We start from the raw sequence: 16,240 nt of genomic DNA, 5'->3' as shown, positions 1-16,240 counted from the left end.
TTAAATTTAAAAAAATGCTAGCAAAAGCAGCAAATTGATAAAAATATTTGCAGAAAAAGGGATGAAATGGGAACAAAAAAGCAGCTTTCGCTGCTTTTTATAAACTAAGATTCGTCATTATTATAATAACGTTCAATTTGGTCCTTCAAGTTAGGCGGCACACCTTTAATCGTGAGCGTATCGCTCGTAGCGTCATAAATAACCCGCTCCCCCAAATGCTTACGCTCAAAGCCAACGCTTACTCCACCGCCAAGCCCGGAGAATTTCACCATACTCGTTACCGTCTTTTTATCGACAGGAAAACTTTCTTCTAGCTCGTAGCCCTGCTCTTTATAAAAATCTTCAAACTTTACGTCTGAAGACTTAGAAAGCGTCTCAGACAGTGTATTGACATCCGCGTCCTCGCCGCTTGAAACACAGTCGTTACAGTAATCAAAAATCTCCTTGCGAATGTCGTCCTTTTCAGACTTTTCATATTGCTGTGTAGACAAATAATCCTCAACCGCGTGTAACATAGTTTGCGATTGCTGTTTAGGGTCTATCCCCTCTTCACAACCAAGAAAATCTAAAAAGAAATCAGCAACTTTTCGACCCGCGCGCCCTTTAATGAAGGAAATATAACGGTTTTCTTCTGCGGCCGTATCCCATGCATCTAAATCGATTCTCGCAGCCAATTGCATACGTGAAATATCTAAGTGTTTTGCTGCGGATAAGTCTAAGTCTGAGGTAATTGTATAATGTTCTTTAATATTAATCAGTGCAATCATAATAAAATTGCTGGCAACATACTGATAATGACAAAACACTAAATACCCAGTTTCATGAAATGCATATTTATTAAGCTCTTCTTTAAGCACATTGGTTGCTTCTTGGGTTAAATTCCAAAAGTTAAGCTCATTATTTCTATAACTCTGCATCGCAGACGCGACCACACTGCTTTTTTCGCCGCTAAAAGCACAGAACCCTTTACCCGGTTTGCCATTGTAGGCATGATGCAATTGTTCAATGAAAACATTAACTTTGTCATTGATTTGCATTTCATCATCACGTAGATGTATTTCGGTATCTTCGTCTTGTTTGTCTACATAGTGAACAACTAGTTTTTTTACCTCAACGCTCATCTTTGTTTTTCACGCCTCTAATGTTAAAATGTAAAAATTATTGCTTTTATAAATTGAACCAACTGATGCCTATCCAATCAAAGTATTCCAATAAACAAGTAGAAGAAATTGTTGACCAATTAGTTAATGTATTAAGCTCGCAAAACGCACCAGTTGATCTCAGCTTAATGTGTTTGGGTAATTCTATCACGCACATTCTAAAAGAACATGTTCCAGAGAGTAAGAGACAATCTGTTGCCGAAAATTTTGCCAAAGCACTTACACAATCAGTAAAGTAACGGAATGAATCTTACACCGCACAGCCCTTTTTCATCAAAAGCAAGTCAATTACTCAGCTGGGGACACTGGTTTACCTTTGCCAACATTGGCTTGGTTTTATTGATTAGCTCAGTTTATTTGTTCGCCGACAAAGCGCCAAGTACCTTTGTCGGTTGGTTTTATATGCTGATCACGTGGATAAGCCATACCAGCTTTATCACTTTTTGTGCGTTTGTATTAACTATCTTTCCGCTTAGTTTAATATTCCCTTACCCGCGACATATTCGCGGGATGGCTGCAATTATTGCCTCGGTTGGTATTGTTGTACTAACAGTAGATGCCTTTGTTTACCTACAACTTGGCTACCATATAAACCCAGCTTCGCTTTCCGATATTTTTGTTTTATTGTGGGAAACCTTAGTCGGATCATCCCTAGTTAATCTCATCATTACCATTGCAATACTTGGACTGGTGCTCACTTTTGAACTACTCGCAGGCAATTATGCTTGGCGTCATTTGGCTGAGCTTAAGTCCTATAAATTTCCTCGTTATGCAACGGGCACCATTGTAACCTGCTTTGCGCTAAGCCACAGCCTGCACATTTGGGCTGATGCGAATGCCTTTTTCGATATCACTAAGCAAGATAATGTATTACCCCTCTCTTATCCTACAACCGCAAAGAGCTTACTCGCCAGACACGATTTACTTGATATCGAGCAGTATGAGGAAGCGCACTCACTAAGCATTGGTGATACGCATTCAAAATACAAAGCCCCTGTAATTTCGGCGGTATGCAAAGAAAAGAAAGATACTGGTGAGCAACCTATCTATATTTATGCGTATACAGATCAGGCACTGTTCCAAAAAACAGCAACAGCACTTCAGAGCAACGGTAAAAATAACGTGTTCCGAATGGATTCTGTTTTACGTGCAGGAAATAGCAGCGATGCGCTATTCAGCCTGATATACGGTCTACCGAGTTATTATAAAGAGTCTGTCATGCTGCAGCAGCAAGTTCCGATATGGTCAATTAATAATGACTTAATGAGTGTTAATGCTAGCGGCGAGTTCTCTTTTGTTCCTTCTCATCAAGCAAGTAAATTAACAATCGTTGAAGTAAGCGACGAAATTGACATTGATAGTTCAAAGCCGTTCGTAGTAATTGATATTAGTGCACAGCAAGCGACGGTATTAACCAGTTCTGCGGTAACGAATATTGAACTGTTTGCTCAGGCTTCTGGTCTTGTGCAGCCCAATGACATCACCTACACCCTGTTAAGCTCTTATCTAGGCTGCGACTCCCTTGCTCAACAAAGTATGCTGGCATCGAACATTAAAACTCGCTCTCATGCAGAAGGCGTTAACTTTACGCAGGGTGTCTTAGTTGCCTTCAAAAAAGACAAAATCACCTTAGTCAATCAAGATGGTAGCTTCAAGCAGATGTCAGCGAAGGAGGGCTTTGTTTTGAACGGTAATTTAGATATTCCATTTTTAATCCAAAGTATTAAGACATTAAAAAAATTCACGGCTCCTGAAGCACAGTAACCTTGAACAAAGCTAGATCTCATCTATGTTTAACTAGATATTGACTGTTACTGCAAGGATGCCAGATGCAATTGTATCTTAAATTACTTACACTGATTTTTATCTGCTCACCTAGTTTCGCAACAACAACGGTGCACTACTACAAATGTACCACCGACAGAGGCATCGTTTTTAGCCAATTCCCCTGCTCGGCTAATGCGGCCCAGCATACGATAACCACATCCGATCCTAAAGCCTCGGCTCCCTCAGAACAGCATTATAAAACGCTAAATAATTTGGAACGTAACCAAATTGCAAAAAGAACAAAGCGTGCACTTAGAGCCAAGCACCATGAAAAAGCCATGCTCAACCGTAAAAGAGATACCGCGGTTAGAGAGCAACAAGATAAGTTAACTAAGCTGATGAACGAAGACAGGCGCAAAAAGGTCGTCAGGCAAGTTAAAAAAGAAATAAAAGCCATTAATAAGGCACATGCTAAAGCGATAAAGAGCCTAGAAAAAGAGATTTCAAAATTAGAAAAGCAGCTAAAAGCATACGAGTAATATCACCACATTGATTGCTTTGGAGGATCACGCTTTATCAATAAGTACGCCAAGTTTGATAATAAGAATTAAGCGAATTGGTAGAACTGGTATTACCAGATGACTTTTTCTACATTACCTTGTAAAGTGAAACCACTCAGCGTGGATAATTTATGAGGGATGTAGATGCAAGCACAGCAATTGGCGGAGCGAATTTTATCAGGTTTCCAAAACCACTATCACGCATTTGTGGAAATTACCAAATTGGCACCTATCGCTTTTGCTTCGCAAAATTGGGGAGAGATAGAAAGAATAAGTAAAGCGAGGATCAGCCAATACGACAGTAAAGTTGATGAGACCGCACAGAAGTTGATACAACTCTATGGCTCGACGCAACTGAATGAATCGCTATGGTATCAAGTAAAACAGGCTTACCTTGAACGCCTCACCTTTCACCCTCAACCAGAGCTTGCTGAAACTTTCTATAATTCAGTTTTTTGTCGTCTTTTTCATCGCCGATATTACAACAGTGACTTCATTTTTGTTGAAACCCAACTTGCTAACGCCACATCGCTCCCTGTAGAAGCTGAATATCGCAGTTATTTCCCAGTCGTCAATGGTCTGAAGCCAACCATCAAAAAAATCATCGAACACATTGACTTTCATTGTGAATTTGAAGATTTAGATAGAGATATTCGACTACTCGTTAAGGCGTTTCTTAAACAAGCACCTAACACGCATCATCAGGCGCACTTAATGCGCTTCGATATCCTCAGCGCACCTTTCTATCGTAATAAAGGTGCCTATATTGTCGGCCGAGTGGTATCTAAATCTGGTGTACAGCCGTTTATCATCTCGGTATTACACGCACAAACAGGGGGCTTACTGATCGATGCGCTACTTACCAACAGCTCACAAATGCGGGTGATTTTTGGTTTTGCGCGTGCTTACTTTTTAGTAGAGACCCATGCCCCATCTGCGTTAGTTAAGTTTTTAAATCAACTCATGCCAAATAAAACAAAGGCTGAGCTTTATAATGCCATCGGCTTTCATAAACAGGGAAAAACCGAATTTTATCGTGAGTTTTTACACCACTTAGCGAATTCTGAAGAACAGTTTGAAGTCGCACCAGGTACACCCGGTATGGTGATGATGGTATTCACTCTGCCAAGTTTTCCCTATGTTTTTAAAGTGATCCGTGACCAATTTCCAGAAAGTAAGCCATTTACAAAAGCAACCGTTTTAGAGCGCTACCAACTCGTAAAACGCCACGATCGTGTAGGTAGAATGGCAGATACGATTGAATATTCCGATGTGGTGATCCCACTTGCACGTATTTCTCCAGCTCTTTATCAGCTATTACTAGACTCTATCTCTCAAAGTATACGTATTGAGGGGGACAATATGGTGATAAAACACTTGTATATTGAGCGCCGTATGACACCGCTCAACCTCTTTGTACAGCAAGCCGATGAAGAAACGTGCGAGCAAGTTATTAGAGATTACGGCTATGCGCTTAAAGAAATGCTCGCTGTAAACATTTTTCCAGGTGACATGCTGTTAAAAAATTTTGGCGTGAGCAAACATCATAGAGTTATTTTCTATGACTATGATGAAGTACAATATCTCACGGAAATGAACTTTAGAGCACTGCCAAAACAAGGGCTTGATAATATGTATGACTCTGCGGATATTTCCAGCGCGCCACAAGACGTCTTTCCTGAACAGTTGTGTACATTTGTTCTGACAAATCCTACACTAAAGGAAATGTTTCTGCGCCATCATGCTGATTTGGCTGAGGTGTTGTTTTGGCAGCAAGCACAACGAGATATTCGTGAGAGAGTCGTAAGACATATTTACCCTTATCCACGTGAAAATCGTTTTCTCCAAGATGCCAAAAAAGAAGAATAATATAAAGGAAAACTGAGTGAACATTAGTAAAATTGACCTTAACCTGCTGGTTTACCTCGATACCTTGCTTCGAGAATGCAACGTAACACGTGCCGCAAATCAATTAAGTATTACCCAGCCAGCAATGAGTAATGGTCTTAAGCGCCTCAGAAACCTCTTTAATGACCCTATTTTAGTACGTACCAGCGAAGGCATGGTGCCGACAGAGCGCGCACTTGAGCTGCAGCCTGTGATCCGTGGCATACTTATGACTTTAGAGGAAACCTTAGCCCCTAACAGAGAGTTTGAGGCAGCGAGTAGTAATCGAGTATTTCGAATTATGGCCAGTGACTATGCCGCGAGTACACTTGCACCGAAACTCCTGAATAAACTCCATGAAGAAGCCCCAGATACGACCCTTGATATTCTCACGCCGAGTGATGTTACATTCCATGATGTGGAAAATGGCAAGGTAGACATGGCAATTAACCGCTTCGAAAACTTACCGCAATCGTTCCACCACAAACGAATTTGGAAGGATAGTTTTTGCTGCCTCGTAAAATCCGACAACCCAGTTATTACCAACTTTACGCTTGATGCCTATTTAAAGTCTCGCCATATTTGGGTAAGCAAAACAGGATTTGGTGTTGGGGTCGGAATGGATCCCGCAGATGTACAGAAGCTTGGCTGGGTTGACGAGGCGCTTGCACACTTTGGAAAACACCGAAACATCGCGACTTTTACGCGTAATTATCACGTTGCAATTCACTTAGCAAAAGAGCAGAACTTAATTGCAACATTGCCATCGAAAGCCGCGAATATCTATCGTGATGATCCGACTTTAGCCGTGCTAGAGCCACCTTTCCCAATTCCACCGTTTGAGTTAGATATGATTTGGAGCCCGTTATTACACCGTGATGCAAGTCATATTTGGTTGAGACAAAAAATTGCAGAGGTAGCTGAAGAGCTTACATAACGACATAACAGGCCTCGGATTCGGACAAATAATGAGCCGCTTTAGCTCAGTGCGCTTTTTGAAATTGGTATCGCCAGCTAATTGAACTATCCTTTTATTTATAAGCATAAAGGGTGCAATAGAGCATGGCGAAATTCTCTTATAGAGCAACAGTTGATAGTAAAGAGAAACTTATCCACGCAGCCGCATACGGGGAATGCGTGGAAGCCAATATCATCGAGATGTATAAAAACTTAGGACTTGCACTTAAGTCGAATCAGCTAAAGGGTCTGGTTATCGACGTATCTCAATTACATATCACTTACGACTACCCAAGCGTACTAAGCGTTTTACAAAAGCTCAATCAATTTGTTGATGGGATCACCCTAGCCCGAGTTATTTCTCCCTCAGACACCAAAAGTGGATTAATTGAAGCATTTGCTGACAAGCACGGCTTAGCGATTAAGAACTTCGAGAACTACAACGATGCGGTGGCTTGGGTACTTACCATGAATGCAAAAAATAGTTGAGCAAGCATTCAGAGTCAGGTCATGAAAGCAGTGATATTATCTGATGTTGGCCTATAACAAATGGCCTACCATAAGTAATACCAATTGAATTAATTCTCTAATCAATTTGAAGGGTGAAATAGCATATTAGCTTCGTTAAAAATTTCTCATTTAGAACAACTAAATAGCAAAATTTTTGCCTTGCTACTAAAGCTATTTCCCCGCTTCAAGATAGATCATTTACTTAATACAACTGGTATAATTTGTGAACAACCTTTATTTCATAATAGGAAACTATGGAACAATATATCTCAACGTTCATTTTTTTCTTTGCGGTCATCGACCCCATTGGCACCATTCCGGTATTTATCGCAACCACTACTGGCTTTGATATTGCTACAAAACGAAAAATAGCGGTTAAGGCAACACTGGTTGCTGCCATTGTGTTACTGTTTTTTATTATTGCTGGCGAAATTATTTTAAATGCCATTGGTATTCCTTTACCTGCATTTGCGATTGCTGGCGGCATCGTACTTTTCATCTTTGCCATGACAATGATTTTTGGCGAGGGTAAGCCAAGTGAAGAGATTAAGTTAGACAGTAAAGCATCAGACACCGCTATTTTCCCTTTAGCAATGCCTTCGATCGCAAGCCCAGGGGCAATGTTGGCTGCCGTTTTGCTTACTAAAAACAGCGAAAACAATGTATTTGAACAACTCCAAACATCGCTTATTATGCTCAGCGTATTGGCTATCGTGTTGCTATTTTTACTGGTTGCGACAAAAATTCACCAATGGATTGGTGATAGTGGCGCAAGTATCGTCAGCCGAGTAATGGGACTTATTTTAGCTTCCGTTGCGGTATCTAGCGTATTGGCGGGTATTAAAGAATATTTTATGTTGTAATAGAGAGTAACGAGAGAGCTAGCCCTCTCTTCAACGCCAGCTATCTTTCAAAGTCACTGTTTCAAAATAAATTTCTTCACCGCTTTATTGTGCTCAGACAATGTTTTCGAAAAGTGGTGCCCACCATCTCCTGACGCAACAAAATAAAAATAATCGGTTGTTGCGGGATTAAGTGCCGCATGGATAGCAGCACGAGACGGCATTGCAATGGGGGTCGGTGGTAAGCCATCAATCCGATAGGTATTATATGGCGTCTTTTTACGGATATCTTCACGTTTAATGTCACCATCAAAGTGCTCACCAATACCATAAATAATGGTTGGATCTGTCTGTAAACGCATGCCCTTACGTAAGCGATTGATAAAAACGGAGGCTACTTTATCTCTTTCTGCGACTACGCCCGTTTCTTTCTCAATAATCGAAGCCAAGATCAAGGCTTCATAAGGCGTGTTTAAAGGAAGATCTGGCATCCTGTTTTGCCACTCCTGCTCAAGCACACTCTGCATTTTGGTATGGGCGCGTTTAAGTAAGCGCAGCGCTGAGTCATTTCCATGGTAATGGTAGGTGTCGGGGTACAACCACCCTTCAGCTGAACTTTGCGCTATATTCAGTTGTGCTGCCAGCTTATCAATGTCTTGCGTTAAGTAAGGGGCACTAAGGAGCTTGTTTTTGACTTCCCAAATGGGCATCCCTTCAATGATTGTAAAGCTAAAGTTGTGTTGCTCTCCACGACTAATTTTGCTGATGGCATCCAGCACAGTTAGCCCTTTAAGATCGTAAAAGCCCGCTTGTAACGCGAATAACTTAGGCTCTAACTTACTATAAAGTTGATAAGGAAAGCAGTTAGATAATGCCCCGCTACGCTGCCATAGCTGACAGAGCTGATTAAATGTTTGCCCAGCCTTTATCTCAACTAATGACTCAGAGATATTAAGTGGTTCAAATTTAACCTTATTTATTTGCTGAGATAACCACCAGGACGCTGCTGCTATCAAAAATGCGACTATGATAAACAGTTTTTTCATTTATATTACTTCCCTAAAAATCGCCTTTTCAATTCATGTAAGTAGGCGATATCGAAATGTTTATTCTCAATTCTTACTACAGGTACCAACTGCATTAAACTATTACAAATAAATACGCCATCAGCTGCTTTTAACTCGTCAAAAGCAATTTTTTTGACCCTAATATCATGCCTACTTTCAAGTGCGGTTAAGAATACGCCTTTAATGCCTGAGCCACTAAGATCTGGTGTATACAGCTTGTTTTCTTTAATCATGATGATATTTGCCGCTGACGCTTCAATCACCATATCATTGATATCCATCACAATAACATCGTCGCAAACCAATGTCTGTGCATCTTGTTTAATAAGTACTTGTTCTAACCGATTCAGTGTCTTTAATCCAGCTAGTAATGGCTGAATACCCAGTTTAACTCGGCTTAATGCGACCTCAATCCCATTTTGCTGCCATGTTTTATAGTGTGAAGGAAAAGGTAAGACCTGAATACTCACACTTGGCTGAGGCGTCTCAGGAGCTTGGTAACCGCGGCCCCCGCACCCTCGAGTGATAAGGATCTTTAGCACCGCTTCCGCTTTATCTTTAACTTGCTCTTGAGCTAAAGACTCAATTTTATCTAATCGTAACTCGGGAAAGTCCAAGCGCTGCTGACACAATGTCAATCGCGCCTTGTGAAGTGGCCACAAGTCAATATTTCCATCACGGACTAACGCAGTGGTAAAAAAACCGTCTCCATAGGCCAATCCTCTGTCAGTGTTAGAAAAAAGCTGCTGATTATCCACATCGCTTTCCTTTTAAGGGTATTCACAACATAAAAAAGCTCGGCATTGCCGAGCTTTTTTATCATAACCTACTTTGCTATTAGATTACTAAGGCTGATCTACACCTTTTTAAATAGCAATGAACCGTTTGTTCCACCGAAGCCAAAAGAATTACACAAAGTGTACTCTAGCTTGGCATCACGGGCAGTATGAGGCACGTAGTCTAAATCACAACCTTCATCTGGGTTATCTAAGTTAATGGTCGGCGTTACTTTTTGGTCTTGCAGTGCAAGAATCGAAATAATTGATTCAACTGAGCCCGCAGCACCAAGTAAGTGGCCCATCATTGATTTAGACGAGCTCACCATTACATCTTTTGCCGCAGAACCAAATACCGACTTTACAGCATGCGTCTCTGCAACGTCACCCGCCGGAGTGGAAGTACCGTGTGCATTGATATAGCCAACCTGCTCTGCATTGATCCCTGCGTCATTCAATGCATTAACCATGGCTTGTGCAGCGCCAGCACCATCTTCTGGTGGCGACGTCATATGATATGCATCGCCACTCATACCAAAGCCAACCAGTTCAGCGTAAATCTTCGCACCACGAGCTTTCGCATGCTCATACTCTTCCAGTACGATCACACCGGCTCCATCAGCTAGCACAAAACCATCACGGTCTTTATCCCAAGGGCGAGAAGCCGCTTGCGGATCATCGTTACGCGTAGAAAGCGCACGAGCTGCACTAAAACCGCCCATACCAATTGGGGTTGACGCTTTTTCAGCACCGCCAGCTACCATCGCATCCGCATCGCCATATGCAATCATACGGGCCGCATGGCCGATATTATGAAGGCCAGTTGTACATGCAGTAACAATCGAAATATTTGGACCTCTTAAGCCATGCATGATAGACAAGTGGCCAGAAATCATATTGATAATGGTAGAAGGTACGTAAAACGGAGAAAGCTTGCGTGGGCCACTATTTAATAGTTTAACGTGGTTTTCTTCAATTAGCGTCAAACCACCTATACCAGAGCCAATGGCTACACCAACTCTTGCGGCATTCTCTTCGTTAACTTCAAGACCTGAGTCTTTTATAGCCTGTACACCTGCAGCGATACCATACTGGATGAAAACATCCATTTTTTTAGCATCTTTAGGGGAAATATACTCAGTGACATCAAAGTCGTTAACTAAACCAGCAAACTTAGTTCCGAAACCTTCTGTGTCAAAATGCGTGATATTGCGAATGCCACTACGGCCTTCTAATAAGCCCTGCCAGGTAGATGCAACATCATTACCCAGCGGCGTCAACATACCTAAGCCAGTTACTACGACTCGACGTTTAGCCACGGTGTCCTCCAAAAAGGGATTATTATAATAATTGGGGGGTCTAGAAAGAGTTAGGGCAGCGAGTGCTGCCCTAATAGAAAAGCTAGTTACTCAGCGTGAGCAGTAACGTAGTCGATAGCTGCCTGAACAGTAGTGATTTTCTCAGCTTCTTCATCAGGGATCTCTGTATCGAACTCTTCTTCTAGCGCCATTACAAGCTCAACAGTGTCTAGAGAATCAGCACCTAAATCATCAACGAAAGACGCTTCTGATTTAACTTCTTCTTCTTTAACACCTAGTTGTTCAACAATAATTTTCTTTACGCGTTCTTGGATGTCGCTCATTCTTCTTTCCTTTATTTAAACGCTACTGCGTTAATTTTCAGATTGCGGCGCAGTTTACGACGCATCATTCTGGGATTCAAGGATTGACCCGTACTTTTTTTTCTGGTCAAACCTGTTACAAAGCTTTGAATCTTTTTATCGCCTATTTTCGCGACGATTTCAAGTACGTTGTCGACAAGATCACAAAAATTTCAATTGATTTGTGATCTTAGCGGGTTAAACCATGTACATCGCACCATTTACGTGCAAAGTTTCGCCAGAAACATAAGCTGCCGCATCTGACGCTAAATAAACCACAGCTGCAGCGATTTCTTCTGGTTGGCCTAAACGACCTGCTGGTACATTCGCCAAAGTCGCTGCTTTTTGCTCATCAGTTAGCTCATCCGTCATATCTGTCTGAATGAAGCCCGGTGCTACAGTATTTACCGTAATACCACGAGATGCAACCTCACGCGCCAATGATTTTGTAAAACCAATTACACCCGCTTTTGCAGCAGCATAGTTAGCTTGACCCGCATTACCCATAGTGCCCACTACCGAGCCAATGTTAATGATACGGCCATTTTTCTTCTTCATCATTGGACGAAGTACGGCTTTTGATAAGCGGAAAATAGATGATAAATTAGTATCGATGATGTCATCCCATTCTTGATCTTTCATGCGCATCAGCAAGTTATCGCGAGTGATACCAGCGTTGTTTACCAACACATCGATATCACCTAATTCTGCTTTGATTGCATCTAAAGTTGCTGCGATTGAGTCGACATCTGTCACGTTTAGCGCATAACCTTTACCATTTTCGCCTAGATACTCAGAGATACGCTCTGCACCAGACTCACTCGTTGCAGTGCCTGCAACTTTTGCGCCTTGCGCAACCAAAGCGTTAGCAATTGATTTACCAATGCCACGGCTAGCACCTGTTACTAGTACTACCTTACCTTCTAAAGAAAATAAATTACTCATATAACTCTCATTATTATTCTGCTGCTGCAATGGCAGCTAAATCATTTACTGACACGCACGACACTGAGCGGTCGATACGTTTGACAAGACCCGAAATCACTTTACCAGGGCCGAACTCAAAAGTTGTTGTAACACCTTCTTTCGCAACCGCTTGTACGGTTTCAGTCCATCTCACAGGACTGTAAAGCTGACGAATAAGCGCATCTTTTATTGCTGCTGCATCTTTAGCAACAGTAACATCAACATTGTTGATCACATCAAACTTTGGCTCTGAAAATACAAGTGCTTCAAGGTCTTTGGCTAATTTATCAGCGGCAGGTTTCATTAATGCGCAATGAGATGGAACGCTGACAGCAAGCGGTAATGCACGCTTAGCTCCTGCTTCTTTACACGCTTGAGAAGCTCTATTTACTGCTTCAACGTGACCCGCAATGACTACTTGACCAGGTGAATTATAGTTTACCGGGGAAACAACGTCACCCTGTGCAGATTCGGCACAAACTTTAGCAATTACCTCATCATCTAAACCTATAATTGCTGCCATAGAACCCGTACCAGCGGGAACGGCTTCTTGCATGTATAAACCACGTTTTTCAACTAACTTAACCGCATCTGCAAGTGTTAATACTTCTGCACATACTAATGCAGAGTATTCACCTAAACTATGGCCTGCTAGTGTCAATTCAGCTTCAACACCTTTCTCTTGCCATGCTCTAAAGATAGCAACACTTGCGGTTAATAATGCCGGCTGAGTACGGTGCGTTTGGTTTAATTCTTCTTCAGGACCGTTTAGCACAAGTTCGGCTAGATCGTAGCCTAATGCTTCTGACGCTTCAGCGAAAGTCGCTTTAACGATATCAGAAGATGCTAATAATTCAGATAACATGCCCACGCTTTGTGAGCCCTGTCCTGGGAAAAATAATGCGATTTTTTGTGACATATTGTGCTCTTATTTTCTCTGTTGTCGCCACGTCCTCATGTCACTTAGCAGTGTTAGGGATGCGGACCTGACGGTTGTTTTTCTGTGTCGACCTGAGCAAACACCGCTTGGATCTTTTCAGGGATCTTACGTTGTACTTCTTGCGCAGCTTCTTCAATCGCGGCTAAAAATGCCTTCGTTGTGGCATTTCCGTGACTTTTCACAACAATACCGCGCAATCCTACCAGACTTGCGCCGTTATACTGGTCGGGGTTCACCCTTCTATACAATTTTTTTATAACGGGTCGAAGTAAAAAGGCCAACGCTTTATAAAAAAAGTGCTTTTTTAACGCTTTGCTAAACTTATGCATGATGAGTTTGGCAATCCCTTCACAGGTTTTCAAGGCGACGTTGCCGACAAACCCCTCACACACTATCACATCGGCTTTGCCAGAGAACATATCGCTCCCCTCACAATAGCCTTGATAATTAATAACAGATGAGGATTTCATTAATTTTGCAGCTTGCTTGATACCATCATGGCCTTTGATTTCTTCAGAGCCAATATTTAGCAAACACACTTTAGGTGAAGGAATATTTAATGCTTCTCCCGCAACGATTGAGCCCATAATACCAAACTGATAGAGGGTTTCAGGATCACAATGCACATTCGCACCAAGATCAAGCAAATAAACGGGTTGTTTTTTCTCTGTTGGAACGGCTGAAATTAATGCGGGGCGCTTAATACCAGGCAACATTTTTAACACATAGTGGGCCATAAAAAAGAGCGCACCTGTATTTCCTGAGCTAACACAAGCCTGCGCTTCACCAGATTTCACCAAATCAAGCGCAACACGCATTGAAGACTGTTTTTTATTTCTCAGTGCTGAGGCAGGTTCACAGCTGTTAGTGACGACCTCTTTACAGTGTTTAATTTTGAGTCTTGGATGGTCTAGCATACTCGCTTTAGTTAAAGCGCTTTCGATAACTTGCTGATTACCACACAGAATTAGATTTAGATTTGGGTGCTTAAGCACGGCAGCGATAGCTGCGGGGATAGATGAACGGGGGCCGTAATCGCCCCCCATCATATCTAACGCGATGGTTAGATCGGTTAGCATAAAGTAATCTCTTACTTAGAAATTACTTTAACGCCTTTGTAGTAACCGTCAGCAGTCACGTGGTGACGACGATGAGTCTCGCCAGAAACCTGATCTACAGTTAGAGCTGGTCCACTGATCGCATCGTGTGAACGACGCATACCACGACGTGCGCGTGACTTCTTGCTTTTTTGTACCGCCATTAGCCTTCTCCTAAGAATCTTTCTTAAGTTGTTTCAAAATTTCAAATGGATTTGGTTTGCTATCTTCTGCTTCAATTTCACCAAAGCTCTTTGGCTTATCAGAATAAGAACACAGTGCTTCATCATGCGTCGGGACTATCGGAATCGCGAGTAATAGCTCATCTTCGACGATTTGTCTTAGATTAACTTCACCCTCATCATCCAGTTCCAACACATCATAACGCTCGGGAAGATCATCCGACTCTGCACCTAATCCGACTGGCGAATACGCAAAGTCTTGTTCCAAATCCAACCCTAATTCATCATTACAACGCTGACATACAACAGTTAGATGGGCTCGGACTTTGCCTTGCACAACAACCAAACCTTGTTCGTCGATGTTGAAATGAATATCTACCGCTATTTCACTATTTTGATCACGCACAACTTGCTGCAATCGAGAAAGTTCTTCAAGCATTACAACACCGTCATAGGATGCTCGACGTTGCGCTGCTCTGCATGGATCAATAGTGATGGGAATTTTCACCTTTTGCATAGGGGCTGCATCATATAGATAGTTACTGTGTTAGTCAAAGTAAAAATACACTTTCCCTTTGTTTTTCGCGTTATTGCGCATTATCCTATTGGCAATGTTGTCACAAAGATAAAAATCTCATGAAAACGCCTCTTATTCTAGCCTCAAGTTCACCATTTAGGCAGTCAATTTTGAAAAAATTAATGCTTCCTTTTGCATCTTTTTCACCGGACGTAGACGAGCAAGCACTCGAAGGTGAATCAGCACAGCAACTTGTAGCGAGATTGAGCGAATTAAAAGCCAAAGCAGCAATAGCAAAATATCAAAAAGGTGTGGTAATTGGCTCAGACCAAGTTGCACTATTCAACGGTGAGGTCCTAGGAAAGCCGCATAATAAAGAAAACGCGATTAAACAACTAAGTCTATTTAGCAATAATCGCGTGACTTTTTTGACTGGTTTAACCGTTTTCGACATTGAAAGCGGCAAAACGGTCACTGAAGTGGTGCCGTTCCACGTTTATTTTCGCCGACTTACCCAAACACAGATCAGTAACTATTGTGATGCGGAAACACCTTATAACTGTGCTGGAAGCTTTAAAAGCGAGGGATTAGGGATCTGTCTGTTTGATAAGCTTGAAGGAGAAGACCCCAATACTTTAATTGGTCTTCCCCTTATTCAACTCACTAAAACATTACTCGAGTTTGGTATTGATGTACTCGCTGAGCAATCAGACTAACAAAAGGTCAGATAAGTCTTGATAGTTATCGCAAATATGCGCAGCCGATGTTTGCGATAACTCGTCTCTAGAAGCCACTCCTAAAGTGACGCCGATCGCATCAACGCCCGCATTGCTTGCCAGGTCCATATCAATAATAGAGTCGCCTACCATCACAGTATCTTCTGCATCGACGCCAAGTTCTGTCAATATTTGTAATAACATATCTGGATGTGGTTTAGACTCGGCTTCGCAAGCCGTGCGTGTCGTAACAAAATAATCGGTAAGTCCATTTTGAGCCATTAATCGGTTCAAACCCGTGCGACTTTTTCCTGTAGCGACTGCAATTTTTATCCCTCTGTCACGAAGCTTGCCAAGTAATGGTTCCACGCCCTCAAATATAGGTGATGGCGTATCATCTTCATTTGAGTAAATATATTTATATGCACTGGCCAATGATTCTGCTTTATCCTCATGGTGAGGAAATAACACCCGCATCGCTACAGGCAACGATAAACCAATAATACTTTTCGCTTCACTATCACTTACTGGCGTCATATTGCATGACTTTGCAGCCAAGTGAATGGTATTTACTATTTTGGGCACAGAGTCCATGACGGTGCCATCCCAGTCGAAAATTACACACTTATACCGCAT

Annotated in this window: 19 protein-coding genes; 8 read left to right on the top strand and 11 right to left on the bottom strand. The window is 42.0% G+C overall.

Annotation, left to right across the window (positions count from 1 at the left end):
- Positions 1–104 precede the first annotated feature (104 nt).
- On the bottom strand, positions 105–1,121 hold the full coding sequence (gene yejK, locus DRB05_RS07415; RefSeq protein WP_128726368.1) for a nucleoid-associated protein YejK: 1,017 nt from the start codon (positions 1,119–1,121) through the stop codon (positions 105–107).
- A gap of 65 nt (positions 1,122–1,186) precedes the next feature.
- Between yejK and DRB05_RS07410 the strand changes: the two genes are divergently transcribed.
- From DRB05_RS07410 to DRB05_RS07380, 7 genes are all read left to right on the top strand, one after another.
- Positions 1,187–1,399, top strand: a complete 213-nt coding sequence (locus tag DRB05_RS07410; protein ID WP_010374035.1) for a DUF1414 domain-containing protein — start codon at positions 1,187–1,189, stop codon at positions 1,397–1,399.
- A gap of 4 nt (positions 1,400–1,403) precedes the next feature.
- Positions 1,404–2,924 carry a DUF3413 domain-containing protein gene (locus DRB05_RS07405; protein WP_128726367.1) on the top strand — a complete coding sequence of 507 codons (1,521 nt, stop codon included), beginning with the start codon at positions 1,404–1,406 and terminating at the stop codon, positions 2,922–2,924.
- Positions 2,925–2,989: 65 nt separating this feature from the next.
- Positions 2,990–3,466, top strand: coding sequence for a DUF4094 domain-containing protein (locus DRB05_RS07400; protein WP_128726366.1), 477 nt, complete (start codon positions 2,990–2,992; stop codon positions 3,464–3,466).
- Between the two features lie 165 nt (positions 3,467–3,631).
- Positions 3,632–5,356, top strand: a complete 1,725-nt coding sequence (gene aceK, locus DRB05_RS07395) for a bifunctional isocitrate dehydrogenase kinase/phosphatase (RefSeq protein ID WP_128726365.1) — start codon at positions 3,632–3,634, stop codon at positions 5,354–5,356.
- 16 nt (positions 5,357–5,372) lie between these two features.
- Entirely contained in the window at positions 5,373–6,311 is a 939-nt protein-coding gene (locus DRB05_RS07390) for a LysR family transcriptional regulator (RefSeq protein ID WP_128726364.1), read from the top strand.
- Between the two features lie 125 nt (positions 6,312–6,436).
- Positions 6,437–6,820, top strand: coding sequence for a hypothetical protein (locus DRB05_RS07385; RefSeq protein ID WP_128726363.1), 384 nt, complete (start codon positions 6,437–6,439; stop codon positions 6,818–6,820).
- Between the two features lie 275 nt (positions 6,821–7,095).
- The gene (locus tag DRB05_RS07380) at positions 7,096–7,704 is read left to right on the top strand and encodes a MarC family protein (RefSeq protein ID WP_128726362.1); all 609 of its coding nucleotides are present in this window, start codon (positions 7,096–7,098) and stop codon (positions 7,702–7,704) included.
- Positions 7,705–7,757: 53 nt separating this feature from the next.
- Here DRB05_RS07380 and mltG read toward each other — a convergent pair whose 3' ends face one another.
- The 9 genes from mltG to yceD form a co-directional block, all read right to left on the bottom strand.
- Entirely contained in the window at positions 7,758–8,729 is a 972-nt protein-coding gene (gene mltG / locus DRB05_RS07375; RefSeq protein WP_128726361.1) for an endolytic transglycosylase MltG, read from the bottom strand.
- A gap of 5 nt (positions 8,730–8,734) precedes the next feature.
- Positions 8,735–9,508, bottom strand: a complete 774-nt coding sequence (gene pabC, locus DRB05_RS07370; RefSeq protein WP_162847784.1) for an aminodeoxychorismate lyase — start codon at positions 9,506–9,508, stop codon at positions 8,735–8,737.
- 98 nt (positions 9,509–9,606) lie between these two features.
- Positions 9,607–10,845 (bottom strand): beta-ketoacyl-ACP synthase II, encoded by a 1,239-nt coding sequence (fabF, locus tag DRB05_RS07365; protein ID WP_128726360.1) that lies wholly within the window; start codon positions 10,843–10,845, stop codon positions 9,607–9,609.
- Between the two features lie 86 nt (positions 10,846–10,931).
- Complete coding sequence (acpP, locus tag DRB05_RS07360) at positions 10,932–11,168, bottom strand: acyl carrier protein (protein WP_010374019.1); 237 nt, start codon at positions 11,166–11,168, stop codon at positions 10,932–10,934.
- Positions 11,169–11,384: 216 nt separating this feature from the next.
- On the bottom strand, positions 11,385–12,131 hold the full coding sequence (gene fabG / locus DRB05_RS07355; protein WP_128726359.1) for a 3-oxoacyl-ACP reductase FabG: 747 nt from the start codon (positions 12,129–12,131) through the stop codon (positions 11,385–11,387).
- Between the two features lie 13 nt (positions 12,132–12,144).
- Positions 12,145–13,071 (bottom strand): ACP S-malonyltransferase, encoded by a 927-nt coding sequence (fabD, locus tag DRB05_RS07350; protein ID WP_128726358.1) that lies wholly within the window; start codon positions 13,069–13,071, stop codon positions 12,145–12,147.
- A 53-nt stretch (positions 13,072–13,124) separates the two neighbouring features.
- Complete coding sequence (plsX, locus tag DRB05_RS07345) at positions 13,125–14,171, bottom strand: phosphate acyltransferase PlsX (RefSeq protein WP_128726357.1); 1,047 nt, start codon at positions 14,169–14,171, stop codon at positions 13,125–13,127.
- Between the two features lie 11 nt (positions 14,172–14,182).
- Entirely contained in the window at positions 14,183–14,353 is a 171-nt protein-coding gene (gene rpmF / locus DRB05_RS07340) for a 50S ribosomal protein L32 (RefSeq protein WP_010374010.1), read from the bottom strand.
- Between the two features lie 10 nt (positions 14,354–14,363).
- Entirely contained in the window at positions 14,364–14,888 is a 525-nt protein-coding gene (gene yceD / locus DRB05_RS07335; RefSeq protein WP_128726356.1) for a 23S rRNA accumulation protein YceD, read from the bottom strand.
- A gap of 119 nt (positions 14,889–15,007) precedes the next feature.
- Between yceD and DRB05_RS07330 the strand changes: the two genes are divergently transcribed.
- The gene (locus DRB05_RS07330) at positions 15,008–15,604 is read left to right on the top strand and encodes a nucleoside triphosphate pyrophosphatase (RefSeq protein WP_128726355.1); all 597 of its coding nucleotides are present in this window, start codon (positions 15,008–15,010) and stop codon (positions 15,602–15,604) included.
- Here the strand turns inward: DRB05_RS07330 and DRB05_RS07325 are convergent.
- A complete protein-coding gene (locus tag DRB05_RS07325) occupies positions 15,596–16,240 on the bottom strand; it encodes an HAD-IIIA family hydrolase (RefSeq protein ID WP_128726354.1) in 645 nt (214 codons plus the stop codon). The genes DRB05_RS07330 and DRB05_RS07325 overlap by 9 nt on opposite strands.

It is taken from the genome of Pseudoalteromonas sp. A757 (assembly GCF_004103285.1).
Lineage (GTDB): Bacteria > Pseudomonadota > Gammaproteobacteria > Enterobacterales > Alteromonadaceae > Pseudoalteromonas > Pseudoalteromonas galatheae.
The sequence above is the reverse complement of the archived record's forward strand: the minus strand, read 5'-3'. Positions and strand labels throughout refer to the sequence as shown.

Bases quoted from the DNA above. Each gene is read 5' to 3' on its own strand.
- DRB05_RS07405 (WP_128726367.1), top strand. From the start codon at position 1,404: ATGAATCTTACACCGCACAGCCCTTTTTCATCAAAAGCAAGTCAATTA.
- DRB05_RS07330 (WP_128726355.1), top strand. From the start codon at position 15,008: ATGAAAACGCCTCTTATTCTAGCCTCAAGTTCACCATTTAGGCAGTCA.
- DRB05_RS07410 (WP_010374035.1), top strand. From the start codon at position 1,187: ATGCCTATCCAATCAAAGTATTCCAATAAACAAGTAGAAGAAATTGTT.
- acpP (WP_010374019.1), bottom strand. From the start codon at position 11,168: ATGAGCGACATCCAAGAACGCGTAAAGAAAATTATTGTTGAACAACTA.
- DRB05_RS07380 (WP_128726362.1), top strand. From the start codon at position 7,096: ATGGAACAATATATCTCAACGTTCATTTTTTTCTTTGCGGTCATCGAC.
- mltG (WP_128726361.1), bottom strand. From the start codon at position 8,729: ATGAAAAAACTGTTTATCATAGTCGCATTTTTGATAGCAGCAGCGTCC.
- fabD (WP_128726358.1), bottom strand. From the start codon at position 13,071: ATGTCACAAAAAATCGCATTATTTTTCCCAGGACAGGGCTCACAAAGC.
- yceD (WP_128726356.1), bottom strand. From the start codon at position 14,888: ATGCAAAAGGTGAAAATTCCCATCACTATTGATCCATGCAGAGCAGCG.
- DRB05_RS07325 (WP_128726354.1), bottom strand. From the start codon at position 16,240: ATGCGGTATAAGTGTGTAATTTTCGACTGGGATGGCACCGTCATGGAC.
- DRB05_RS07385 (WP_128726363.1), top strand. From the start codon at position 6,437: ATGGCGAAATTCTCTTATAGAGCAACAGTTGATAGTAAAGAGAAACTT.
- aceK (WP_128726365.1), top strand. From the start codon at position 3,632: ATGCAAGCACAGCAATTGGCGGAGCGAATTTTATCAGGTTTCCAAAAC.
- plsX (WP_128726357.1), bottom strand. From the start codon at position 14,171: ATGCTAACCGATCTAACCATCGCGTTAGATATGATGGGGGGCGATTAC.
- fabG (WP_128726359.1), bottom strand. From the start codon at position 12,131: ATGAGTAATTTATTTTCTTTAGAAGGTAAGGTAGTACTAGTAACAGGT.
- DRB05_RS07400 (WP_128726366.1), top strand. From the start codon at position 2,990: ATGCAATTGTATCTTAAATTACTTACACTGATTTTTATCTGCTCACCT.
- yejK (WP_128726368.1), bottom strand. From the start codon at position 1,121: ATGAGCGTTGAGGTAAAAAAACTAGTTGTTCACTATGTAGACAAACAA.
- rpmF (WP_010374010.1), bottom strand. From the start codon at position 14,353: ATGGCGGTACAAAAAAGCAAGAAGTCACGCGCACGTCGTGGTATGCGT.